22 protein-coding genes are annotated in these 23,031 nt (G+C 73.1%); 13 read left to right on the top strand and 9 right to left on the bottom strand.

Features of this window, described 5'->3' with window-relative positions:
• Position 1: 1 nt before the first annotated feature.
• The 8 genes from ABGB17_RS25560 to ABGB17_RS25595 form a co-directional block, all read right to left on the bottom strand.
• The gene (locus ABGB17_RS25560; protein ID WP_347633840.1) at positions 2-769 is read right to left on the bottom strand and encodes an SIMPL domain-containing protein; all 768 of its coding nucleotides are present in this window, start codon (positions 767-769) and stop codon (positions 2-4) included.
• Positions 770-841: 72 nt separating this feature from the next.
• Positions 842-1,738 (bottom strand): hypothetical protein, encoded by an 897-nt coding sequence (locus ABGB17_RS25565; RefSeq protein ID WP_347633841.1) that lies wholly within the window; start codon positions 1,736-1,738, stop codon positions 842-844.
• Between the two features lie 17 nt (positions 1,739-1,755).
• Positions 1,756-3,492, bottom strand: a complete 1,737-nt coding sequence (locus tag ABGB17_RS25570) for a protein kinase (protein ID WP_347633843.1) — start codon at positions 3,490-3,492, stop codon at positions 1,756-1,758.
• 67 nt (positions 3,493-3,559) lie between these two features.
• Complete coding sequence (locus tag ABGB17_RS25575; RefSeq protein ID WP_347633845.1) at positions 3,560-5,389, bottom strand: phosphatidylglycerol lysyltransferase domain-containing protein; 1,830 nt, start codon at positions 5,387-5,389, stop codon at positions 3,560-3,562.
• 142 nt (positions 5,390-5,531) lie between these two features.
• Positions 5,532-6,092, bottom strand: coding sequence for a hypothetical protein (locus tag ABGB17_RS25580; RefSeq protein ID WP_347633847.1), 561 nt, complete (start codon positions 6,090-6,092; stop codon positions 5,532-5,534).
• 1 nt (position 6,093) lies between these two features.
• Positions 6,094-7,008: a zinc metalloprotease HtpX gene (gene htpX / locus ABGB17_RS25585; protein WP_347633849.1), complete on the bottom strand. Its 915-nt coding sequence runs from the start codon at positions 7,006-7,008 to the stop codon at positions 6,094-6,096.
• Between the two features lie 9 nt (positions 7,009-7,017).
• A complete protein-coding gene (locus tag ABGB17_RS25590; protein ID WP_347633851.1) occupies positions 7,018-7,296 on the bottom strand; it encodes a hypothetical protein in 279 nt (92 codons plus the stop codon).
• The gene (locus tag ABGB17_RS25595; protein ID WP_347633853.1) at positions 7,293-8,129 is read right to left on the bottom strand and encodes a PspA/IM30 family protein; all 837 of its coding nucleotides are present in this window, start codon (positions 8,127-8,129) and stop codon (positions 7,293-7,295) included. The genes ABGB17_RS25590 and ABGB17_RS25595 overlap by 4 nt, the downstream gene beginning before the upstream one ends.
• A gap of 233 nt (positions 8,130-8,362) precedes the next feature.
• On the opposite strand from ABGB17_RS25595, the gene ABGB17_RS25600 reads away from it, so the two are divergent.
• Positions 8,363-8,986, top strand: coding sequence for a DUF3043 domain-containing protein (locus ABGB17_RS25600; protein WP_347633855.1), 624 nt, complete (start codon positions 8,363-8,365; stop codon positions 8,984-8,986).
• An 84-nt stretch (positions 8,987-9,070) separates the two neighbouring features.
• Positions 9,071-10,069 (top strand): aldo/keto reductase family protein, encoded by a 999-nt coding sequence (locus ABGB17_RS25605; protein ID WP_347633857.1) that lies wholly within the window; start codon positions 9,071-9,073, stop codon positions 10,067-10,069.
• A 110-nt stretch (positions 10,070-10,179) separates the two neighbouring features.
• On the opposite strand, the gene ABGB17_RS25610 is transcribed toward ABGB17_RS25605, so the two are convergent.
• A complete protein-coding gene (locus tag ABGB17_RS25610) occupies positions 10,180-10,386 on the bottom strand; it encodes a hypothetical protein (protein WP_347633859.1) in 207 nt (68 codons plus the stop codon).
• A gap of 612 nt (positions 10,387-10,998) precedes the next feature.
• Here ABGB17_RS25610 and ABGB17_RS25615 point away from each other — a divergent pair.
• From ABGB17_RS25615 to ABGB17_RS25665, 11 genes are all read left to right on the top strand, one after another.
• On the top strand, positions 10,999-12,105 hold the full coding sequence (locus tag ABGB17_RS25615) for a bifunctional adenosylcobinamide kinase/adenosylcobinamide-phosphate guanylyltransferase (RefSeq protein WP_347633861.1): 1,107 nt from the start codon (positions 10,999-11,001) through the stop codon (positions 12,103-12,105).
• 96 nt (positions 12,106-12,201) lie between these two features.
• A complete protein-coding gene (cobS, locus tag ABGB17_RS25620; RefSeq protein WP_347633863.1) occupies positions 12,202-12,972 on the top strand; it encodes an adenosylcobinamide-GDP ribazoletransferase in 771 nt (256 codons plus the stop codon).
• Positions 12,973-13,028: 56 nt separating this feature from the next.
• Entirely contained in the window at positions 13,029-14,561 is a 1,533-nt protein-coding gene (locus ABGB17_RS25625; RefSeq protein WP_347633865.1) for a leucyl aminopeptidase, read from the top strand.
• A gap of 168 nt (positions 14,562-14,729) precedes the next feature.
• Complete coding sequence (gene lpdA / locus ABGB17_RS25630; RefSeq protein WP_347633867.1) at positions 14,730-16,109, top strand: dihydrolipoyl dehydrogenase; 1,380 nt, start codon at positions 14,730-14,732, stop codon at positions 16,107-16,109.
• Positions 16,110-16,141: 32 nt separating this feature from the next.
• On the top strand, positions 16,142-17,599 hold the full coding sequence (sucB, locus tag ABGB17_RS25635; protein ID WP_347633869.1) for a 2-oxoglutarate dehydrogenase, E2 component, dihydrolipoamide succinyltransferase: 1,458 nt from the start codon (positions 16,142-16,144) through the stop codon (positions 17,597-17,599).
• A 167-nt stretch (positions 17,600-17,766) separates the two neighbouring features.
• Positions 17,767-18,753, top strand: a complete 987-nt coding sequence (locus tag ABGB17_RS25640; protein WP_347633871.1) for a DUF1731 domain-containing protein — start codon at positions 17,767-17,769, stop codon at positions 18,751-18,753.
• Between the two features lie 77 nt (positions 18,754-18,830).
• On the top strand, positions 18,831-19,568 hold the full coding sequence (locus tag ABGB17_RS25645) for a peptidase E (protein WP_347633873.1): 738 nt from the start codon (positions 18,831-18,833) through the stop codon (positions 19,566-19,568).
• A gap of 56 nt (positions 19,569-19,624) precedes the next feature.
• Entirely contained in the window at positions 19,625-20,308 is a 684-nt protein-coding gene (gene lipB, locus ABGB17_RS25650; protein WP_347633961.1) for a lipoyl(octanoyl) transferase LipB, read from the top strand.
• A 65-nt stretch (positions 20,309-20,373) separates the two neighbouring features.
• Positions 20,374-21,303 (top strand): lipoyl synthase, encoded by a 930-nt coding sequence (gene lipA / locus ABGB17_RS25655; RefSeq protein ID WP_347633875.1) that lies wholly within the window; start codon positions 20,374-20,376, stop codon positions 21,301-21,303.
• Between the two features lie 239 nt (positions 21,304-21,542).
• Positions 21,543-22,226 (top strand): DUF4191 domain-containing protein, encoded by a 684-nt coding sequence (locus tag ABGB17_RS25660; protein WP_347633877.1) that lies wholly within the window; start codon positions 21,543-21,545, stop codon positions 22,224-22,226.
• Positions 22,226-23,023 (top strand): class I SAM-dependent methyltransferase, encoded by a 798-nt coding sequence (locus ABGB17_RS25665; protein WP_347633879.1) that lies wholly within the window; start codon positions 22,226-22,228, stop codon positions 23,021-23,023. Before ABGB17_RS25660 ends, ABGB17_RS25665 begins: the two co-directional genes overlap by 1 nt.
• The last annotated feature ends 8 nt before the right edge of the window (positions 23,024-23,031 follow it).

Raw genomic sequence — 23,031 nt, forward strand, 5'->3', positions numbered from 1 at the left:
CCTACGGGCGGGCCTGCTCCCGCGGGTGCGGCCCGTCCTGCGGCCCGGCCTCGGTCAGTTCGTACAGCACACGGACGGCGACGGAGACGCCGCCCTGGCCGGGCTCGATGGAGGACGCCTTGTCCGCCGCGAGGGCGAACCGGGGCGGGCCGCCGTCGCCCTCCTCCTCGATCTTCAGGACCCGGCCGAGGCGGTACCCCGCGAGGGCGGCGTACTGCTCGGCCTTGGCCCGCGCGTCCTCGAACGCGGCGGCCCTCGCCTTCCTGAGCAGCTCCGCGGCCTTGGAGACCTCGAACGTGACGCCGTGGAAGCGCACCTCGTCGCCCACCCCGGCGGCGGCGTCCACCACGGCGTCGGCGATGGACAGGTCGCGGACGAACGCCTGCATGCCCTGTGAGGCGCGGTAGCCCACCGCCTTGGGGTACTTCTCGTACTCGGTGCCGAGGGACAAGTCGTTGGTCCGCAGGTCCTTCTCGGCGACCCCGGCCGCGACGAGCGCGGCCGTCAGCCGCCCCGCGGCGGCGCGGGCGGCGGCGAAGGCCTCTCCCGCGGTGTCCCTGCGGATCTCCACCCCGACGTTGAGCCGCATCACGTCGGGTACGGCCTGCACGCTGCCCTGCCCGGCGACGGTGATCTCCATGGCGTCACCCGCCGCGCGGGACGCGGTGACGGCGACGGGGACGGGGGACGCGGCGGCGAGGGCGGGGGCCGTCTGGAGCCCCGCGACGGCGAACGCGGTGGCCGCCAGCACCACACTCAACTTGGTCATGGGCACATGCCACCACCGGCCCCCGCGCGGCCCCGCGCGCCCCGTCCGGGGACGGCCGGAGCTTTACCATTCTCAGGCCACCCTGGTGTAGCGCAGGTACTGTTTCTTGTAGTCCCCGGCGTTGGCGGTCGCCAGCAATCGCGTCACCTTGCCCTGGAAGTCGAAGACCACCGCCTCGTACGCGTCGCCCGTCTTGCGCCAGCCCGCGATGTGCCCGTCGTCGTACCAGCCGATCAGGCGCTCGCTCTCGAACGGCACGCGGGCCCGCTCCTCGCCGTCGGTGGACCACACGCAGACCTGGTCGCTGCCGGTGCAGCGCGTGAGGAACTGCGTGCCGTCGGGCGAGACGTCGTCACTCTCCACCGTGAGGGGCGAGCCGACGTCCAGCAGGGTCTGCAGCACGGTGCCGTTGAGGTCGTAGAACCGGATGCGCTCGGTGGCGTCCTTCAGCGCCCAGGTGCCGACGGCCTGCCCGTCGCCCCGCCAGAAGTAGCTCCAGCGGCCGACGTCCTTCTCGGTGATGCGCACGATCTTGGCGGTCTTGCGCGCGACGTCGATGATCGCGAAGCCCCAGCCCTCGCTGGAGTCGCCGACGGCCTTGTTCAGGCTCACGAGGATCTTGCTGCCGTCCGGCGACCACTGGGGGTAGACCGGGTACACCGGAGCCTTGGCGATCTTGATGGTGGTGGAGCGGCTGGTGGTGCGGTCGACCAGGGCCACCGTGGAGTAGTTGTCGGTGGTGTAGGTGACGTTGGTGCCGAGCGCCGTGCGGCCCGCGGCGCCCACGGTGTACTCGAAGTACTTGCTCGTGCGGTCGAAGGAGTTCTTGCCCCAGGGACGGATGTAGACCCGCTTGCCGTAGTCGAGGCTGTAGGCGGTGAGCTTGATCGGGTCGGCGTCGTTCTCGTGCACGGTGATCGTGCTGCCCGGCAGCTTGATCTGCCGGGTCGCCGCCGGCGGGTCGCCCACCGGTGAGGTGTAGGGGTTCACCCCGCCGGTCGCGGTGCCCGCCCTGCCGCCCGGGGACGCGCTCGGATCGCTCTCCGAGCCTCCGTCCGCCGACCCGCCCGACGGGGTCGCGGAACGTCCCGCCGTCTGCGACGGCCCCGGTGTGCGGCCCGCGACACCGCCCGGGTCGCTGAGGTTGCGCACCACCAGGTAGCCGCCCCCGGCGACCAGCAGCACGGCGGCGGCGCCTCGCTGCCGGGCCAGCCGGCCGGCGCGGACGGCCCGCCCGGCTGCCACGCCGGCACCGTCGCGCCCTGCCCCTGCGGGTACGGCGGCCCCCCGGCCCCCGGCACGCGCGCCGTCGGGCCGGGCAGGTGCCCGCCCTGCGGGTGCGAGCCCCCCGCGTGCCGGGTGGCCGCCCCCTGCGCGTGGCCGGACGGGTGCGGGAACGGCGTGGGGCCGGACGGGTGGCCGGACGGCGCCAAGTTCGACGGGTGCGCGGGCGGCGCGTGCCCGCCGGAGGGGTGGCCGGACGGCGCCAAGCCTGACGGGTGCGCGGGCGGCGCCTGCCCCCCGGGCGGGTGGCCGGACGGCGCGTGACCCCCGGAGGGGTGGGCGGACGGCGGGGCGCCGCCGGAGGGGTGGGTGGACGAGGCGAGGCCGCCGGACGGATGGGTGGTCCGGCCCGGGCCGGGATCCACGGGGCGGGTGCCCACCTGCGGGGGCGGGGCGGGGAGGGGCTGGGCCCAGGCCTGGAACGGCGAGGCGTGCTCGCGGGCCTGGGCCGCGGGCTCATGGTGCTGCGCCGGGATCTCCCGGCGCGCCGGTGCGGCGTCGGGACGCGGTACGGGCGGCTCGTGCGCCGCCGCGGCCGGGTCGCGGAGCCCGGCGGGCTCGCGGGGCTGGGCGGCGGCCGTGCCCTCGGCCAGCATGGCGGCGGGCGCGGCGGCCCCGGGCGCGGCGGCGCCGGGCTGGCCGAGCAGGCGCATCAGCACCTCGCCCGCCGAGGGCCGGGTGGCCGCGTCCTTGGCCAGGCAGGCGGCCACGATGCCGCGCAGCGGCTCCTCCAGCGCGGTGAGGTCCGGCTCGATGCTCATGATGCGGTGGAACACCGCGGGCAGGCTGTCGGAGCCGAACGGCGCGTCGCCGGTCGCCGCGAAGATCATCGTCCCGGCCCAGGCGAACATGTCGGCCGCCGGGCCCGCCTGCTGCCCGGCGAGCTGCTCGGGCGTCATGTACGCGGGCGTGCCCACCACCATCGAGGTGAGCGTCGAGGTCTTGTCCAGCGCCTTGGCGATGCCGAAGTCGATCACGCGCGGCCCGTCGGCGGCGAGCAGCACGTTGGACGGCTTGAAGTCGCGGTGCACGATGCCGGCCTGGTGGATCGCCACCAGCGCCGTGACGGTGCCGATGGCCAGGCGGTACAGCGCGGCGCCCCGCCGGGGCCCGTCCTCGCTGACCACGGCGTCCAGGGTCGGGCCGTCGATGTACTCGCTGACGATGTACGGCCGGTGCCCGGCCACACCGGTCTCGATCACCTGGGCGGTGCAGAAGGTGGCGACCCGCTCGGCCGTGGAGACCTCGCGGACGAACCGCGCGAGCGCCTCCTCGTTCTGCGCGAGGTCGGAGCGGAGCAGCTTCACCGCCACCGGGGCACCCGTCCGGGAACGGCCGAGGTAGACGACCCCCTGTCCCCCTTCACCCAGCCGGGAGGCGAGTTCGTACTCCCCCACCCGTTCCGGGTCGCCCGGCCGCAACGGCACCGGGTTCGACATGACGCCCCCTCCATCGCCCCACATCGGTCGCAATTCACACCATTGTGGGGTGCGGCGGAGGAACACTTCACCTGCTGGGCCAACCCGTACCCGTAGCGTGACCCGCCCGCCGCAGGCGCCACGGGGGCTCAGGCAGGCGGGGGGCGGTGAGGAAGCCCTCGGCGATCACCGAGGCGAGCCCGACCCGCGGCAGGTCGCGCGCGTCGTCGAAGGCGAGGAAGCGCGGCACCCACCGGGGCCGGTACTTGGCGTTGGCCCGGTACAGCGACTCGAGCTGCCACCACCGCGAGACGAACACCAGGGTCCAGCGCCACAGCCGCAGCACCGGCCCGGCGCCGAGCCGGGCGCCGCCCTCGAACACCGCGCGGAACATCGCGAAGTTCAGCGAGATCCGCTTCACCCCGAGATCGGGTGCCGCGGCGGCCAGCCCGGCCACCATGAACTCCGTCAGCCCGTTGTCGGCGTCCCTGTCGCGCCGCATCAGGTCCAGCGAGAGCCCGTCGCCGCCCCACGGCACGAACGACAGCAGCCCGGCCGGCCGGCCGTCGGCGTCGTGCGCCTCCACGAGCACGCAGTCGCCGTCCGCGGGGTCGCCGAGGCGGCTCAGCGCCATGGAGAAGCCGCGCTCGTCGCGGGTGTCGCGCCACGCGGCGGCGTGCTCGACGGCCTCGCGCATCTCGGCGGCCGGCACGTCGGCGTGCCGCCGGATCCGCAGGGTGAACCCGGCGCGCCGCACGCGGTTCACCGCCTGGCGCACCCCGCGCATCTCCCTGCCGTCCAGGCCGAAGTCCGCGACCTCGATGACGGCCTCGTCGCCGAGCTCCAGCACGCGCAGCCCGGCGCGGGCGTAGGCCAGGGCGGCGGTCTCGCCCGGCCCGATGACCGCGGGGGCCCAGCCGTAGCGGCGTGCCTCCTCCAGCCACGCCCTGATGGCGGGCGCCCACGCCTCGACGTCCCCGATGGGGTCGCCCCCGGCCAGGCACACCCCGGCCACGACGCGGTACGACACCGCGGCCTTGCCGCTCGGCGAGAAGACCGCCGCGCGGTCGCGGCGGGTGGCGAAGTAGCCGAGCGAGTCGCGGGCGCCGTAGGTGGCCAGCAGGGCGCGCAGGCGCTCCTCGTCGGCGGGCGGCAGCTCGGCCCTCACCCGCTGCGAGCGGAACAGCACGGCGAACGCGGCGAGCACCGCGACGGCGCTCAGCAGGCCGATGACCAGGTCCACCCAGGACGGCGGGCGCCCGGCCCGCTGCGCGTCGAACGTCGCGGCCCCGCCGAGCGCCCGCTCCAGCACCCAGGCCAGGTGGTGCTCGCCGCGCAGCGTCCCGGGGAACAGGGTGACCAGGCCGTAGCCCACCGCGGCCGACAGGGCGAGCAGCCCCCCGAGGGTGGCGAGGGCCTGGCGGAAGGAGGCCTTGCGGGTGGGGGCGAAGAACTCGTCGGCGGTGGCGATCAGCACGCCGAGCGCGGCGGCGGCCACGGCGAGGTTCACCTGCGAGGCGACCACCTGGCCGGTCAGCCCGAACTCCTCCACGAGGTCCGGCATCAGCGAGGCCGACAGCACCACCGCGAGGTCGCCCAGCACCAGCAGGGCCACCACGGCCGCCGCCACCCGGTGGGCGGCGCGTTTGCGGCGGGCGAGCGCCCCGGCGAGGATGGCGAGGAACACGGCGTACCCCAGGTTGGGCGCGACCGGGAAGACGGCCGTCTCGACCACGAAGGTCACCGGCCGCAGCAGGTTCCGCAGGGGCGGGACGAGCGCGATGGCCGCCGAGTACAGCGCCGCCAGCGCCATGGCGACCGACAGCGCGCGCGGGACCAGCGCCCGCACCCGCCCGCCGTCCCCCGCCGGGCGGGCCGCCCCGGCCGCGGCGGCGCGGCCCTGTTCGGTGACTGCCACGCCGTCTCCCCCGCGATGGCCGTTCGTCAGTGATCGTCGGGTCGTATACCCGGCTGTTCACCTGCTTAGGGCCACATGGGGGTGACTGATCGCTTTGGGTACGGTAAGCAGAGGCCGGTGAAGAACGCCGGAAAGCGGCGGATCACAGGCCGGGCGCGCCCCACACCGGGAACCACCGCGACAGGTCGTCCTCGACCGGCAGCTCGCCGGACAGGACGCCACGCACCTGCAGCTCCAGGGCGTTGTCCCGCCGCTCGCCCGCCAGCGGGGCGAACGGGTAGAAGGTGCCGCGCTTGTAGAGGTACACGACGGCGAGGCGCTCCCCGCCGGGGCCGGCGAAGGTCACCAGCGAGCACAGCAGCGACGGCCCGAACCCGGCGCCCTCCAGCGAGGAGTTGACGCCGTGCAGGTCCGTGACCAGCGCGGCGACGTCGTCGGCGGGGCGGCGCAGCAACAGCCACGTGTAGCCGTAGGCGTCGCGGGTGCGCTCCACGTCCACGTCGCCGAGCAGCTCGGTCACGTCCTGCTCCAGGCTCGCGAACGCGCCGCCCTCGGCGGGGCGGAAACAGACCGAGCCGGTGCCCGTGGGGACGAAGCCGGTGGCGGCCTGGAGCGTCACGGCCGCGGACGGCAGCGCGAACAGGGCGTCGAGGTTGGCCTTGGCGGGTTTGCCCCGGCCGAGCAGCGCGTCCAGCCAGCCCACGTCACACCCCGCCGCGGCCGAGCTGGGCGGAGATGCGGCTGAGCTGCTCAAGGCGCCGCTCCAGCGGCGGGTGGGTGGCGAACAGCGTGGCGAGGCCCTGGCCCGCGCCGCGGCCCGACAGCGCCGGCGCGAAGAAGAAGGCGTTGAACGGCTGCGCCTCGCGCAGGTCCCTGGTCGGGATGCGCGCGATCTCGCCGCTCACCTTCACCAGGGCGCTGGCCAGGGCCGACGGCCGCTGGGTGAGCAGCGCCCCCGCCCGGTCGGCCGACAGCTCGCGGTAACGGGACAGGGCACGGGTGAGCAGGAAGCTGATCGCGTACACGACGATCGATACCAGCATGATGATCAGGCCGATCGGTGGGCCGTTGTTGTTGCCACGGTCGCGGCCGAGGCCGCTGTAGAGCGCGAAGCGCGTCATCAGGCCCGCGACGATGCCGAGGAACGAGGCGATGGTCATGACGGCGACGTCCCGGTGCGCGACGTGGGACATCTCGTGGGCGACGACGCCCTCCAGCTCCGCAGGGTCCAGCCGCCGCAGCAGGCCGGTGGTCACGCAGACCACGGAGTGCTTCTGGTCGCGGCCGGTGGCGAAGGCGTTGGGGACGTCGCTGTCGGCGATCGCCACCCGCGGCTTCGGCGTGTTCCCCATCGCGCACAGGCGGTCGATGAGGCCGTGGAGCTCGGGTGCCTCCTGCGGGGAGACCTCACGCCCGTGCATCGCGAACAATGCGATCTTGTCGGACAGGAAGTACTGGACCAGCAGGAGGCCGCCGGCGAGAACGAGCACCACGACCGCCTGCACGCCGAGAGCGAGCAGGACGCCCACGAACACGACGTACAGCAGCCCCAGCAGGAACATGGTCACGACCATGCGTACGGTCAGACCCCGGTCGGGGGCGAACCGGGTTTGCGTCATATGTCCAAACTAACCCGGAATCAGCCCCGAATCGCCGAGCATGTCCCTAACTTCGTCGATCGAAGCGTCAGCCGGCGGCAAAATCAGCTCCGACGGCTCCAGTGCGTCATCAGGCAGAGGCTTGCCGATCTGACGCACCTTGTCCAGCAGCGCGTGCAGCTTGGAGCGGAACTGCGTCTCGTCGTCGGTCTCGATGGCCGCTTCCAGCTCGCCGTCCAGCAGGTTGAGGACGTCGATGTCGCCCTCGGCGATCTGGACCTGGCCCTCGCCCATGATGCGGATGATCACAAGCCCTCCCCCGGGCGTGGGTACTGCTGCGTCGGGCCGCCCTGCGGAGCCTGCTGCTGCGGGGGGTACTGCTGCTGCGGGGCGTGCTGCTGCGCGGGCTGGCCGGGCTCGATGGCGTCCCTCGGGGCGGGGCCCTGGCCGAGCTCGGCCTTCATGCGGGCGAGCTCCAGCTCGACGTCGCTGCCGCCGCCCATGCGGTCCAGCTCGGCCTGGATGTCGTCGCCGCGCTGGCCGCTGAAGTCGTCGAGCGCGCCGCTCGCGAGCAGCTCGTCGATGGCGCCCGCACGGGCCTGCATCTGCGCCGTCTTGTCCTCGGCACGCTGGATGGCGAGGCCGACGTCGCCCATCTCCTCGGAGATGCCGGAGAACGCCTCGTTGATGCGGGTCTGCGCCTCGGCGGCGGTGTACGTGGCCTTGATGGTCTCCTTGCGGTGGCGGAAGGAGTCGACCTTGGCCTGCAGCCGCTGGCTGGCGAGGGTGAGCTTCTCCTCCTCACCCTGCAGGTTGTTGTGCTGCACCTGCAGCTCGGCGATCTGGCCCTGCAGCGCCGAACGGCGGCTCAGCGCCTCACGGGCCAGGTCCTCACGGCCCACGCCGAGAGCCTTGCGCCCCTGGTCCTCAAGCTTCTTCGACTGCTGCTGGATCTGGTTGATCTGCAGCTCCACCCGCTTTCGCGAGGTGGCGACGTCGGCCACACCCCGGCGGACCTTCTGCAGAAGCTCGAGCTGCCGCTGATAGGAATAGTCCAGGGTCTCGCGCGGATCCTCCATCTTGTCCAAGGCTTTGTTGGCCTTGGACCTGAAGATCATGGAAAGTCTCTTCATCACGCTCATGCGCGTTGGCCGTCCCCTTCTTAGGTAGTGCTATGCCTATGTTCCCGCACGCAGCGACGCTCGCCGGCCGTATGCTCGCTGCGCAGGCATCCATGCTCCCTCGCGCCGACGCGCGACTCCATAGGCTGCCCGCTCATGCCCGGCCCCCGATTATCGCGGCAAAGTCGCCTACGTCCACCCTACGCATAACGCACGAGGGCGTCATTAAGTTGCACCGCCGGTAGGCTGACGTCGTGTTCCGACGTCGTAATCAAGCCCCCGCGGATGACGCCCCCGCCGCGTCCACGGAGTCATCGGCCAAGACCGCGGGCAAGGGGCGCCCCACCCCCAAGCGCAAGGACTCCGAGAGCCGGCGCCGGTCCCCGGTGACCGCCCCCTCCAACCGCAAAGAGGCCTACAAGCAGATGCGCGAGCGCCAGGCGGCCGAGCGTGTGCGCGCCCGTGAGGGCATGATGCGCGGCGACGAGCGCTACCTGCCCGCGCGCGACCGCGGCGCGGCCCGCAGGTTCGCCCGCGACTGGGTGGACTCCCGGCGCACGATCAGCCAGTACTTCCTGCCGTTCTCGCTGGCCCTGCTGCTCGTGCTGTGGACGGTCCCCATGCTCTTCGGGCAGGCCGGCATCGTGCTGTACTCCTACGCCATCACCTTCCTGTGGCCGCTGATGATCATCCTGGTGGTCGTCAGCTCCATCCTGGTGTCGCAACGGGTGCGCAAGGAGGTCGCCGCGAAGCTGCCCGGCGAGAACCTCAAGGGCGTCGGCTTCTACGCGGCCATGCGCGCGCTGCAGATCCGGCGGCTGCGCTTCCCGCCGCCCACCTTGCTGCCGGGCGGCAAGCCGGTCCCGCCGAAGCGGTGAGCCGCCTCCCGTCCACCTGGTCCCGCCGGGTGGACGGGGGACCTCCCCGGGGTCGTCCCGCACGGGAGGTTTATGGTCATGGGCATGGAATTCCGCCATCTCGGCCGCAGCGGTCTCAAGGTCAGCGAGATCAGCTACGGCAACTGGATCACCCACGGCTCCCAGGTCGAGGAGGACGCCGCCAAGGCGTGCGTCGCCGCCGCGCTCGACGAGGGGATCACGACGTTCGACACCGCCGACGTGTACGCCGGCACCCGGGCCGAGGAGGTTCTCGGCCGCGCGCTCGAGGGGCAGCGGCGCGAGTCGCTGGAGATCTTCACCAAGGTCTACTGGCCGACCGGCCCCGGCGTGAACGACCGCGGCCTGTCGCGCAAGCACATCACCGAGTCGATCCACGGCTCGCTGCGCCGCCTTCGGACCGACTACGTGGACCTGTACCAGGCGCACCGGTTCGACTACGAGACGCCCCTTGAGGAGACCCTCAAGACGTTCGACGACCTGGTCCGGCAGGGCAAGGTCCTCTACATCGGCGTCTCGGAGTGGAAGGCCTCGCAGATCGCCGAGGCGCTGCGCATCGCCGACCAGATGGGCTTCGACCGCCTGGTCTCCAACCAGCCGCAGTACTCCATGTTGTGGCGGGTCATCGAGGGCGAGATCGTGCCGCTGTGCGAGCAGGAAGGCGTCGGGCAGATCGTCTGGTCGCCGATCGCGCAGGGCGTGCTCACCGGGAAGTACCAGCCCGGCCAGGCGCCGCCCGAGGGCTCCCGCGCCACCGACCCCACCGGCGCCAACATGATCAGCCGTTTCATGCGCGACGACGTGCTGTCCGCCGTCCAGGACCTCAAACCCGTCGCCGCCGACCTCGGGCTCAGCATGGCGCAGCTCGCGGTGGCCTGGGTGCTGCAGAACCCCAACGTGTCGAGCGCCATCATCGGGGCCTCCAAGCCCGAGCAGGTGCGCGACAACGTCAAGGCCGCGGGCATGAAGCTGGACGCCGACGTGATGGCCAGAATCGACGAGACGCTCGGCTCGGTGATCGAGCGCGACCCGTCGCGCACCGAAAGCCCTAATCCCCGGCCATAGGCAGTAAATGCCCTTATCCGGGGTAAAGGCGGGACCGTAAGGTCACCGGCGACCGGGGCCCTTCGTATTTGGCGTCACACGCGCATCAACCGGCACGGAGGGCCCCGCCGTCACTCCACACGCAGGGACATCGCCTTGTACTCGACCTTGTCCCCGTCCAGCAGCGAGACCTGCTCGACCCCGGAATTGAGCAGCACTTTCCAGTTTTCCCCGAGCCACGACTCGGCGTCCGCCTGGCTGGGAAACACCTCCCGCGGAAGCGGCCCTTCGGTGACCTCACCGCCATTGGCATTTTCATATCGCCATCGCCAACTCATGCCATACGCTCCTTTTCGCGGGGTTCGCCGATCGCCTCCCGAGGCTGTGCAGACCCTATCTCCTGGGAGTGTCCCGCAGATCTTGCCGTGGGGGCGCGCGGACCCCTCAGGAGGCCCCACCCGCCCTCCGGACAAGCAAGGAGCCCACCCCATGCCGCCTGACACCACCCCGGCACGGGTCCCCGCTCACCCCACGTCCCCCTCGGCACAAGTACCCGCTCCGCCCACGGCCACCACCCCGGCACCGGCGCCCGTTGGGCCCACGGCCTTCGCCTCCGCAGAGGTGCCCGCTTTGCCCACGGCCACCACCCCGGCACCGGCGCCCGCTTTGCCCACGGCCACCGCCCCGGCACCGGCGCCCGCTTTGCCCACGGCCACCGCCCCGGCACCGGCGCGCGTTCGCCCCACGGCCACCGTCCCGGCACAGATGCCCGCTCGTCCCGCGGTCGCCACCCCGCGCACCTCCGCCCCTGCCGTGCCGTCGTACCCGGCCGGTGTCCCGCGCACCGCCGATTCCCCGCCGTGCACGCGTGGCGTGTCGCGGGCCGGTGACGGCCGGCGAGCGGGCGCTGCTCTCGCGGCGGCCGTGTCCCTCCACCCGGCCGGGGCGCGGTGAAGGTCCTGCTCTCCGGGACGGCGGGGCCCTTCGGCTGGCCCGAGCCCGCCTGCGGGTGTGTCTCCTGCTCCCGGCTCTCCCCCGGCCACCGTCTGCCCACGTCCATCGTGCTCGACGACATGGTGCGGCTGGCGCCCCCGGCGGGGCTGCCGCTGGCGCAGCCCGCCTCGCTGCCGAAGGGGTACCGCATGACGGTCACCCCGGACGGGCACGCGGTCAGCGGGCCCGACCGCGGGCGCGTGCTGCACGCCGTCGCCCCCGAGGACGAAGACAGGGGCGACCCCTCACCGAGCTGGGCCGAGGACGCCTACGACCTCGTGCTCATCGACCTGCTGGACCGGCCGCAACGGCTCGGCGACCTGCGGCGCCGCGGCCTGGTCACCGCGCGGACGCAGGTGGTGGCCGTCCACCTGGACCACCGCCTGCCGTCGGAAGCCGAGCTCGGGCGGCGCCTGGCGTTCTGGGGCGCGCACGCCGTGGAGGACGGCACCATCCTCGACACCCGGCACCTCCCCCCGCCCCGCCCGGCCCCGCCGCGCCGCACCCTGATCCTCGGCGGCGCCCGCTCCGGCAAGTCCGCCGAGGCCGAGCTGCGGCTCATCACCGAGCCCGACGTCACCTACGTCGCCACCGGCCCCACCGGCCGCCGCGACCCCGACTGGCTGGCCCGCGTCCACGCCCACCAGCGTCGCCGCCCCCCGTACTGGACCACGATCGAGACCACCGAACTCGCCACCCTGCTCAGGACCGCCACCGGCCCCCTCCTCATCGACGGCATAGGAACGTGGCTGACGGCCGTCTTCGACGGCTGCGGCGCCTGGGGCGACCCCGCCCACGACCGCCCCCGCGGCCGCAAACCGGGCCGCTTCGGCACCGCCCTCGACGCCGTCGCCGCCCGCTGCGACGACCTGATCGCCGCCTGGCGCCAGACCCGCGCCCAAGTGGTCGCCGTGAGCGACGAGGTGGGCCTGAGCGTCGTCCCCGCCACCGCCAGCGGCCGCGTCTTCCGCGACGCCCTCGGCCGCCTCAACCAACGCCTGACCGCCGAATCCGAACAGACCACCTTCGTGCTGGCCGGCCGCCCCATCCCCCTCCCCGTCTGACCCGCTCCCCACGGGGGCGGCAAATCCGGCGCCGCCGTGCGGCGGCCGGGTGGGACGGGGCGCGCGGCGAGCGCGGGGAGGCGTGATACTTGGGGCGTGACGACCTCCCCTGCCGCGGAGCGGCCGGTGGCCGAAGGGTTACGGCTGGCGGCCGGGACGTTGACCATCTGGCCTGTGGGGGCGCCGCAGGTCGATCGGGCCACGACCTCGTGGGCGATGACGCTGGCGCCGGTGGTGGGGCTCGCGCTGGGGGTCGTCGCGGCGGGGGTCATGGCGGTCGCGGGGCTGGTGACGGGGGGGCTCCTCGCGGCGGCGCTCGGGGTGGGAGTGCTGGCGGTGCTCACCCGGGGACTGCATCTGGACGGGCTGGCGGACCTGGCGGACGGGCTGGGCAGCGGTAAGGCCGCCCCCCAGGCGCTGGAGATCATGAAAAGGTCGGACATCGGGCCGTTCGGGGTGATGGCGCTGGTGTTCACGGTGCTGGTCCAGGTGACGGCGACCGCCGAGGCCGGGGCGGTGGCGCTGGTGGTGGCGTGCGTCACAGGGCGGCTGGCGGTGACGTGGGCCTGCGCGGCGGGGGTGCCGGCGGCGCGGCCCGAAGGGCTCGGGGCCATGGTCGCGGGGGCCGTGCGGCGCAGTGACGCGATCATCGTGACGATCGCGGCGGCGGTGGCCGCGTTGCTCACGGGGGTGGCGACCGGCGTCCCCGTGGCGTACGTGCTCGCGATGGCCGCGGGGCTCGGAGCGGCCTGGCTGGTGCAGACGCACGCCGTGCGGCGGCTCGGCGGCATCACCGGGGACGTGCTCGGGGCCCTCGTCGAGACCGCCACGGCGGTCGCGCTGGTCGTGTGCGCCGCGCTGATCTGAGGCTTCCCGGTTCGCCGCGGAAAGCGGGGCGGGAATCGTCGGACGAACCCTCGTTTATGCGTACGGAGGAAGCAGGGCTAGCATCGGCCTACGTGACGACAGTGCGACTTAACGCGCCTGACCCGAGGTCGGTGGAGTCCGACGCCCTCGTGATCGGCATCCACAGTTCCCCAGACGGCCCGCGTCCCGCCTCAGGGGCGGAGAGCATCGACGACGCCATCGCGGGCGGGCTCACCGCCACACTCGGCGCCCTCGGCTTCAGCGGCAAGGCGGGAGAGACCGCCAAGTTCCCGGCGTTCGGCGCCGTGCCGGCAACGGTGATCGTCGCCGTGGGGCTGGGAGACGCCCCTGAGGACGGCGGATACGACCTGGAGGTGCTGCGCCGGGCCGCCGGCACGGCCGCCAGAGCCCTCGCGGGCACGTCGCGCGCCGCGCTGGCGCTGCCCGCCGCCACGGCGGAGCAGGCCGAGGCGGTGGCGCTCGGCGGCCTGCTCGGCGCCTATGTCTTCACCAAGTACCGCACCGGGCAGGACAAGCCCCCGGTCGGCGAGCTCGCCGTGCTGAGCGACGCCCCGGGCGCGCAGGGTGCGCTCGACCGCGCCGCGACGCTGGCCGAGTCGGTGTCGCTGGTCCGTGACCTGGTCAACACCCCGCCGTGCGACCTGCCGCCCGCCAGGTTCGCCGAGATCGCCGAGGAGCTCGGCACCAAGTCCGGCCTGACGGTCGACATCCTCGACGAGACCGCACTCAAGAGCGGCGGCTTCGGCGGCATCGTCGGCGTCGGCCAGGGCTCGGTGAACCCGCCCCGCCTGGTGCGCCTCGGCTACGAGCACCCCGAGGCGTCCGCGCGCGTGGCGTTCGTCGGCAAGGGCATCACCTTCGACTCCGGCGGCCTATCGCTCAAGCCGTCCGCGTCCATGCCGTGGATGAAGTCCGACATGGGCGGCGCGGGCGCCGTGCTCGGCGCGCTGCTGGCCGTCGCCAAGCTCGGCCTGCGGGTGAACGCCGTCGGCTACCTGTGCCTGGCCGAGAACATGCCGAGCGGCAGCGCGCAGCGTCCCTCCGACGTGCTCACCACCTACAGCGGCAAGACCGTCGAGGTCGTCGACACCGACGCCGAGGGCCGCCTGGTGCTGGTGGACGGCATCGCCCGCGCGGGCGAGGACGACCCGGACGTCATCGTGGACGTCGCCACCCTCACCGGCGCGCAGATCGTCGCGCTCGGCTGGCGCACCTGCGGCGTCATGGCCTCCGACGAGGAGCTGCGCGCCGACGTCGTGGAGACCGCCGTCGCCCAGGGCGAGGCCGCCTGGGGCATGCCGCTGCCGGACGAGCTGCGCAAGGGCCTGGACTCCCCGGTCGCCGACATCGCCAACCTCAACCCCGAGCGTTCCGGCAGCATGCTCGCCGCGGGCATCTTCCTGCGCGAGTTCGTGCCCGAGGGCGTGCGCTGGGCCCACATCGACATGGCGGGCCCCGCGTTCAACAAGGAGGCGCCGCACGGGTACACCCCGAAGGGCGGCACCGGAGTGATCACTCGCACGCTGGTCGCCCTCGCCGAGCGCCACCAGCCCGCCCGAGAGGCATGATGGGCCGGGGACGCGCCTGCGCGGGCCCCGCGCGTACCGGCGGCCAAGCGCGTCACATGTACGCGGGACAAGTGAAAAGATGCTGTTGGGCGGGCCGGGAGCGTCGCGGAGGCGACCACGGGCAGGACCCGGCCGTGTGGGCCCACCGATCCGACAAGGAGCTTTCCAGTGGCTGATGGCAGCGGCCCCTTCGACATCGTGGTCCTGGGCGGCGGTAGCGGCGGCTACGCGTGTGCCCTGAGGGCGGCCGAGCTGGGCAAGAACGTCGCGCTGATCGAGCGGGACAAGATCGGCGGCACGTGCCTGCACCGGGGGTGCATCCCCACCAAGGCGCTGCTGCACGCCGCCGAGGTGGCCGACGAGACGCGTGAGGCCACGACGGTCGGCGTCAAGGCGCGCTTCGAGGGCATCGAGATGTCCGGTGTCCACGCCTTCAAGGACAAGATCGTCAACCGCGCCTGGAAGGGCGTGCAGGGCCTGCTGAAGAGCAGGAACGTCACGATCTTCGAGGGTGAGGGACGGCTGGCCGGCCCGAACCGCGTCATGGTGGGCGGGCAGGCCGTCGAAGGCCGCAACATCGTGCTCGCCACGGGGTCGGCGCCGAAGTCGCTGCCGGGCCTGGAGATCGACGGCGAGCGGGTCATCACGAGCGACCACGCGCTGAAGCTGGACCGGGTGCCGTCCTCTGTGGTGGTGCTCGGCGGGGGCGTCATCGGCGTGGAGTTCGCGTCCGTCTGGAAGTCCTTCGGCGCCGAGGTCACGATCGTCGAGGCCCTGCCCCACCTGCTGCCCCTCGAGGAGGAGTCCAGCTCGAAGCTGCTGGAGCGGGCGTTCCGCCGCCGCGGCATCAAGTACGAGCTCGGCACCCGTTTCGAGGGCGTCAAGACCACCGACACCGGGGTCGTGGTGACCCTGGAGGGCGGCAAGACGCTGGACGCCGAGCTGCTGCTGGTCGCCGTCGGCCGCGGCGCCGTGCTGTCCGGCTTCGGCTACGAGGAGGCGGGCGTCGCCATCGAGCGCGGCACCGTCGTCGTGGACCAGTACTGCCAGACCAGCGTGCCCGGCGTGTACGCCGTGGGCGACCTGATCCCCACGCTGCAGCTCGCGCACGCCGGGTTCGCCGAGGGCATCCTGGTCGCCGAGCACATCGCGGGCCTGAACCCCGTGCCGATCGACTACGACGGGGTGCCCCGCATCACCTACTCCGACCCCGAGGTCGCCTCCGTGGGCATCACCTCGGCCGTCGCCAGGGAGCGCGGCCACGAGGTCACCGAGCTGGTGTACGACCTCGGCGGCAACCCCAAGAGCCAGATCATCGGCACGCAGGGCGCCGTCAAGATCATCGCCCAGAAGGACGGCCCGGTTCTGGGTGTCCACATGGTGGGCAAGCGCATGGGCGAGCTCGTCACCGAGGGCCAGCTCATCTACAACTGGGAAGCCCTGCCCACCGAGGTGGCGCAACTCATCCACGCTCACCCGACCCAGTCCGAAGCCGTCGGCGAGGCGATGCTCGCGCTGGCCGGCAAGCCGCTGCACGTCCACAACTGAAGCCCTCACAAGGAAGCGCGAGAGAAGAAATCATGCCGGTTTCCGTAACCATGCCCCAGCTCGGCGAGAGCGTGACCGAGGGCACCGTCACCCGCTGGCTGAAGAAGGAAGGGGACCACGTCGAGACCGACGAGCCGTTGCTCGAGGTCTCCACCGACAAGGTCGACACCGAGATCCCCTCGCCGTCCAGCGGGGTGCTCACCAAGATCGTCGTCGCGGAGGACGAGACGGTCGAGGTGGGCTCCGAGCTCGCCGTCATCGACGGTGAGGGCGGCGCCGCCGCCGCGCCCGAGCAGCCGAAGCCCGAGCCCGAGCCCGAGCCGCAGCCCGAGCCCGAGCAGCCGAAGGCCGCGCAGGCCGCCCCGGCGTCGTCGATCCCGCAGCCGCCCGCGCCGGCTCCTCAGCCCGCGCCGCAGCCGGCTCCTCAGCCCGCGCCGCAGCAGGCCCCGCAGCCTCAGCAGCAGGCGCCGCAGGCGCCGGCCCCGCAGGCCGCCCCTGCTCCGGCCGCGCCGTCCACCGGCGAGAGCCCGTACGTCACGCCGCTGGTGCGCAAGCTCGCCGGCGAGCACGGCGTGGACCTCGACTCGCTGAACGGCACCGGTGTCGGCGGGCGCATCCGCAAGCAGGACGTGCTGGAGGCCGCCAGGCAGCAGCGCGAGCGCAACGCCCAGGCCCAGGCCGCCCAGGCCCCGGCGGCGCAGGCCGCCCCGGCCCCCGCCCCGCAGGCGGCGGCCCCGGCTCCCGAGCCGGTGCAGGCGGACACCACGCTGCGCGGGCGCACCGAGAAGATGTCGCGCATGCGGCAGACCATCGCCAAGCGCACGATGGAGTCGCTGCAGAGCTCGGCCCAGCTCACCACGGTCGTCGAGGCGGACGTCACCAAGATCGCGCGGCTGCGCGACCGGGTCAAGGCGGACTTCCAGCGCCGCGAGGGCGTGAAGCTCACCTTCATGCCGTTCTTCGCGCTGGCCACCGTCGAGGCACTCAAGCAGCACCCCAAGCTCAACGCGGTGATCAACAGCGAGACCAACGAGGTCACCTACTTCGACCACGAGCACCTGGCGTTCGCGGTCGACGCCGAGCGCGGCCTCGCGTCCGCGGTCATCAAGGACGCCGGCGACCTCAACCTCGCCGGCCTGGCCCGCAAGATCACCGACCTCGCCGAGCGCACCCGCACCAACAAGGTGAGCCCCGACGAGCTGTCAGGCGGCACCTTCACCCTGACCAACACCGGCAGCCGCGGCGCGCTGTTCGACACCCCGATCATCAACCAGCCCCAGGTGGCGATCCTCGGCACCGGCTCGGTCGTCAAGCGCCCCGTGGTGCTCGACACCCCCGAGGGCGAGGTCATCGCCGTCCGCTCCATGGTCTACCTGGCCCTGACCTATGACCACCGCCTGGTGGACGGCGCCGACGCCGCCCGCTTCCTGACGACGGTCAAGCGCCGCCTGGAGGACGGCCGCTTCGAAAGCCAGCTCGGCCTGGGCTGACCCGCGACACCCCGACGGCCGGACCGGACACTCCCCGGTCCGGCCGTCCGGCTGTCCGGCCCACCGCGCGCCGGAGCCGGCGCGGACGGGTGCGGGCTCGGCAGGTGTGCGCGACACATGGCGCCCGGGGCGCCGTCATCCCGGGTGATCCGCATAGGGTGATCGGCATGAGCGTCGTCGTCACGGGATCGTCCGGGCTCCTCGGTACGGCGCTGGTCCGCGCGCTGCGCGACCAGGGGCGTACCGTCGTCAGGCTGGTGCGCAGGCCGCCCGCGGGGGCGGACGAGGCGTTCTGGGACCCGCGGGCGGGGGTGCTGGAGCCAGAGGCGCTTGAGGGTGCCGAGGCGGTGGTGCACCTGGCGGGGGCCGGGATCGCGGACCGGCGGTGGAGCGACGCCTACCGGCGGGAGCTGCTGTCCAGCCGGGTGGAGTCCACGCGGCTGCTCGCCACCACCATCGCCGGTCTCGGCCGGCCGCCTGGGGTGCTGCTCTCCGGGTCGGCCATGGGCGTCTACGGCGACACCGGCGACCGCGCGGTGGACGAGACCACCGAGCCGCCGGTGGGGCCGTCCACAGAAGCAGGCACGTCGCCGCGGGGATCCGGCGCGGCACCCGCGCCGCCCGCGAGGCCGTCGCCCGATTCCCCCGGCCAGTGGCTCGCGGGGCTCGCGCGGGCGTGGGAGGCGGAGACGGCGCCCGCAGCCGAGGCGGGCGTGCGGGTCGTGACGCTGCGGACCGGGCATGTGCTCACCCGCGAGGGAGGCTTCCTCGGCAGGCTGCTCCCGCTGTTCCGGCTGGGTCTCGGCGCTCCGCTGGGATCCGGGCGGCAGTACACCTCGTGGATCACGATGGACGACTGGCTGGGGGCCGTGGAGCACCTCTTGGCCGGCGCGGCGGCGGGGGCCGCCGGGCCGGTGAACCTGACCGCGCCGGAGCCTGTGACCAACGCGGAGTTCACCAAGGCGCTCGGCCGCGCGCTGGGCCGTCCCACCCTGCCGGTGGCCGTGCCGCCGTTCGCCCTGCGGGCCGCGCTCGGCCCCCTGGCGGACGAAGGGGTGCTGATCGGCCAGCGTGTGCTGCCGGCCCGCCTGCTGGAGATGGGGTACCGGTTCCGTCATCCCCTCATCGACGAGGCCCTGGCCGCCATACTCTAGTGTGCCGTTCCGGAAACGGGAGGCCCGGTGACCCATGGTGGGGCTTCTCGCCCCACGATGCGGCATCAGGAGAGATCATGCGACGGTCCGGCCAGTCCCACATCCTCGCCATCGGCGGCGGTTCGTTCCGCCAGACCCGGCGCTTGGGGGTGGTCGAGGCGTCCGGCCTGCTGCGCTACGCCCTCGACCTCACCGGTCAGGACCGCCCGAAGCTCGGCCTGGTCGCCACGGCGATGGGGGACGACGCGCCGTGGCTGCTCAAGATGTACGGCGCGTTCCGATCATGGGACGTCGAGGTCAGCCACCTGACGGTGTTCCCCATGCCGAACGTCGAGGACCCCCGCGAGTGGATCCTGGACCAGGACGTCATCTACGTCAGCGGCGGCAGCGTCGCCAACCTCGTGGCGCTGTGGCGGCTGCACGGGCTGGACGAGGCGTTCGAGGAGGCCTGGCGGTCCGGCGTCGTGTTGTCCGGCCAGAGCGCGGGCGCGTTGTGCTGGCACGTCGGCGGCAACACCGACTCCTTCGGCCCGGACCTGCGGGTGTGGGCGGAGGGGCTCGCCTTCCTGCCGTTCTCCTGCGGCGTGCACTACAACTCCGAGCCGCAGCGCCGCCGCCTGCTGCAGGCCTCGGTCGCCTCCGGCGAGCTGCCCGAGGGGTACGCCGCCGACGAGGGCGTGGGCCTGCACTACGTGGGACAGGAGTTCATCCAGGCCGTCACCGTGGACCCCGCCGGCTCCGCCTACCGGCTGGAGCGCGACGGCGAGGGGCGCGTCAAGGAGTTCCGTGTGGAGCCTCGCCTGCTCACCCCGTGACCTCGCGTTAGGCTGACCCCGTGAGCGAGCGCGGGAACCACGGCAGCACCACGGGCATCGGGCGGCTCGCACTCGTCCGGATGGGCGTCGACGTCCCGTACGAACAGGCGTGGGCGCTCCAGCGTGACGTGCACGCCCGCCGGGTGGCGGGCGCCATCCCCGACACCTGCCTGCTGCTGGAGCACGCCCCGGTGTACACCGCGGGCAAGCGCACCCGTCCCGAGGAGCGGCCGTCCGACGGCACCCCGGTGATCGACGTTGACCGCGGCGGCAAGATCACCTGGCACGGTCCGGGGCAGCTCGTCGGGTACCCGATCGTGCGGCTCACCGAGGCGCTGGACGTCGTGGTCTACGTCCGGCTGCTGGAGGAGGCGCTGATCAAGGTGTGCGCCGACTTCGGGGTGGTGTCCGGGCGGGTCGAGGGCCGCAGCGGCGTGTGGGTGGCGGGCGACCCCGCGCACGGGCTGCCCGACCGCGCGCTCGCCGCGATCGGCATCAGGGTGTCGCGCGGGGCCACCATGCACGGCTTCGCGCTCAACTGCGTCAACGACCCCGGCTGGTTCAACCGCATCGTCCCGTGCGGCATCCCCGACGCCGGCGTCACGTCCCTGTCGGCCGAGACGGGGCGGCGCATCACGGTGGACGAGGTGCTGCCGTTCGCGGAGAAGCGGCTCGCCGAGGCGCTCGGCGCGGAAGGCGTCGACGTCCAGGAGGAAGACCTGTTGTCGGGCCGGGTCTGACCAGGGGTGGCGTCGACGCGGGCCGGGGTCATCGCGGCCGGGCGGGCGGACGTAAGCTGGACGGCGTGACAGTTGCTCCTGAAGGCCGAAAGCTCCTCCGTCTGGAGGTGCGCAACAGCCAGACCCCCATCGAGCGCAAGCCCCCGTGGATCAAGACACGGTTGCACAACGGGCCCACCTTCAACGAGATCAGATCCCTCGTCAAGGACCAGGGCCTGCACACCGTGTGCCAGGAGGCCGGCTGTCCCAACATCTCCGAGTGCTGGGAGGACCGCGAGGCGACGTTCCTCATCGGCGGCGACCAGTGCACGCGGCGGTGCGACTTCTGCCAGATCGACACCGGCAAGCCCGCCGAGTACGACACCGACGAGCCGCGCCGGGTCGCCGAGTCCGTCATGCAGATGGGCCTGCGGTACGCCACGGTCACCGGGGTGGCGCGCGACGACCTGCCCGACGGCGGGGCGTGGCTGTACGCCGAGACCGCGCGGCGCATCCACGCCGACGTCCCCGGGTGCGGCGTCGAGTTGCTCGTGCCCGACTTCAACGGCAAGCGGGACCAGTTGGAGGAGGTCTTCTCCAGCCGTCCCGAGGTGTTCGCGCACAACATCGAGACGGTGCCGCGCATCTTCAAGAGCATCCGGCCCGCGTTCCGGTACGACCGGTCCCTGGCCGTGATCACGATGGCGCACGAGGCGGGGCTGGTCACCAAGTCCAACCTCATCCTCGGCATGGGCGAGGAGCCCGAGGAGATCACGCAGGCCATGCGCGACCTCAAGGAGGCCGGCTGCGACCTGCTCACCATCACCCAGTACCTGCGTCCCACGCCGCGCCACCACCCCGTGGCGCGCTGGGTCAAGCCGGAGGAGTTCGTCTCCCTGCAGGCCGAGGCGGAGGCCATCGGGTTCGCGGGGGTGATGTCCGGGCCGCTGGTCCGCTCGTCCTACCGCGCCGGGCGCCTGTACAAGCAGGCCATCGAGGCCCGCCAGACCATCTGACCCGCCTCGCCCCCCGGCGGCGCCGAAGCCGCCGGACCGTCTGACCCGCCTCGCCTCCCGGCGGCGCCGAGCCCGCCGGACCGTCTGACCATCGCCTCACGCTCCGGCAGCCGTGCGGGCCGCCGGGGTGCGGTCCTTTTCCGCGGGCGCCTGTACGGCGGGGGGCCCCGGCCGCCGGGGCGTCGCCGCGCGGCGGGCGGGCGGTCCTTTTCCCCGCTGGGCATTTGTATCCTTTACCCATGGCGAACAAGCCCGCAGACCCCGAGCGTCCGGGGCGCATCAAGCAGCTCCGGATGGTCGCGCAGATCGTCCAGAAGGCCAACCCCAAGGGCATGCCGATCGTTTACGCGTCGGCACTCGGTACGGTGGTCCTCTTCGTGGTGCTCGGTCTGGTGACCGGGTACGTCTGGCAGTTGATCCTTCTCGGGGTCATGGTCGCCATCACGGTCGGGCTGGTGGTGTTCTCCCAGCTCGCCCAGCGTGCGCAGTACTCGATGCTGGCGGGCCAGCCCGGCGCCGCGGCGGCGGTGCTCCAGGGCATGCGCGGCAACTGGCAGGTGACGCCCGCGGTGGCGGTCACCCGCGACCAGGACGTGGTGCACCGGGTGGTGGGCTTCCCCGGCATCGTGCTGGTGTCCGAGGGGCCGTCCTCGCGGGTGCAGCGCATGCTGGTGGCCGAGAAGAAGCGCGTGCAGCGGGTCGCGATCGACGTGCCGGTGTACGACGTGCAGTGCGGCGACGGCGAGGGGCAGGTGCCGCTGAACAAGCTGCAGCGTCACCTCATGAAGCTCCCCCGCATGATCAAGAAGCAGGCGGTGTCCGAGGTGAACTACCGCCTGCGGGCGCTGCCGCAGACCGTGCCCATGCCGAAGGGCCCGATGCCGAAGGGCATGCGCATGCCTCGCGGCGGCAAGATGCGCTGATGTCCCGCCCCGCCCGGCACGCCGTGCCCGACACCCCCTCGGTGCGGGCCAACCGCGGCTGGTGGGACGCGGCGGCGGACGAGTACCAGGCCGAGCACGGCGCCTTCCTGCGTGACGCGGGGTTCATCTGGTGCCCGGAGGGGCTGGACGAGGCGGACGCGCGGCTGCTCGGGGACGTGCGGGGCCGGCGGGTCCTGGAGATCGGCTCCGGGGCGGCGCAGTGCGCGCGGTGGCTGGCGTCCCAGGGGGCGGTGGTCGCGGCGTTCGACCTGTCGTTCCGGCAGCTCCAGCACTCCCAGCGCATCGACGACGCGCATGGGAGCCATGTCCCGGTGGTGCAGGCCGACGCGGGTCACCTCCCTTTCGCGGACGTTTCCTTCGACCTGGCCTGCTCGGCCTTCGGCGCCCTGCCGTTCGTCGCCGACGCCCGTCAGGTCCTCACCGAGGTCCGCCGGGTGCTTCGTCCCGGCGGCCGCTTCGTCTTCTCCGTGAGCCATCCGATCCGCTGGGCCTTCCCCGACGACCCAGGCGCGCACGGCCTCACCTCCGACCGCTCCTACTTCGACCGCACCCCGTACGTAGAGGAGGACGAGGACGGCGTCCCCACCTACGTCGAGCACCACCGCACGATGGGCGACTGGGTGGCCGCCATCGTCGCCTCCGGCCTCACCCTGACCGCCCTCACCGAACCTGAGTGGCCGGGCACCCATACCCGTACCTGGGGAGGCTGGAGTCCGCTACGGGGCCGCCACTTCCCCGGCACCGTGATCTTCACCTGCGTGCGGCCTACCGGCTGATCGCCGCA

This window comes from Sphaerisporangium sp. B11E5 (genome assembly GCF_039871875.1).
Classification (GTDB): Bacteria; Actinomycetota; Actinomycetes; order Streptosporangiales; family Streptosporangiaceae; genus Sphaerisporangium.

Coding starts and splice junctions, on each gene's coding strand:
- ABGB17_RS25610 (WP_347633859.1), bottom strand. CDS start 10,386: ATGAGTTGGCGATGGCGATATGAAAATGCCAATGGCGGTGAGGTCACC.
- ABGB17_RS25595 (WP_347633853.1), bottom strand. CDS start 8,129: ATGAGCGTGATGAAGAGACTTTCCATGATCTTCAGGTCCAAGGCCAAC.
- ABGB17_RS25625 (WP_347633865.1), top strand. CDS start 13,029: ATGCGTACGGAGGAAGCAGGGCTAGCATCGGCCTACGTGACGACAGTG.
- sucB (WP_347633869.1), top strand. CDS start 16,142: ATGCCGGTTTCCGTAACCATGCCCCAGCTCGGCGAGAGCGTGACCGAG.
- htpX (WP_347633849.1), bottom strand. CDS start 7,008: ATGACGCAAACCCGGTTCGCCCCCGACCGGGGTCTGACCGTACGCATG.
- ABGB17_RS25560 (WP_347633840.1), bottom strand. CDS start 769: ATGACCAAGTTGAGTGTGGTGCTGGCGGCCACCGCGTTCGCCGTCGCG.
- ABGB17_RS25570 (WP_347633843.1), bottom strand. CDS start 3,492: ATGTCGAACCCGGTGCCGTTGCGGCCGGGCGACCCGGAACGGGTGGGG.
- ABGB17_RS25645 (WP_347633873.1), top strand. CDS start 18,831: ATGCGACGGTCCGGCCAGTCCCACATCCTCGCCATCGGCGGCGGTTCG.
- ABGB17_RS25640 (WP_347633871.1), top strand. CDS start 17,767: ATGAGCGTCGTCGTCACGGGATCGTCCGGGCTCCTCGGTACGGCGCTG.
- ABGB17_RS25665 (WP_347633879.1), top strand. CDS start 22,226: ATGTCCCGCCCCGCCCGGCACGCCGTGCCCGACACCCCCTCGGTGCGG.
- ABGB17_RS25605 (WP_347633857.1), top strand. CDS start 9,071: ATGGAATTCCGCCATCTCGGCCGCAGCGGTCTCAAGGTCAGCGAGATC.
- ABGB17_RS25660 (WP_347633877.1), top strand. CDS start 21,543: ATGGCGAACAAGCCCGCAGACCCCGAGCGTCCGGGGCGCATCAAGCAG.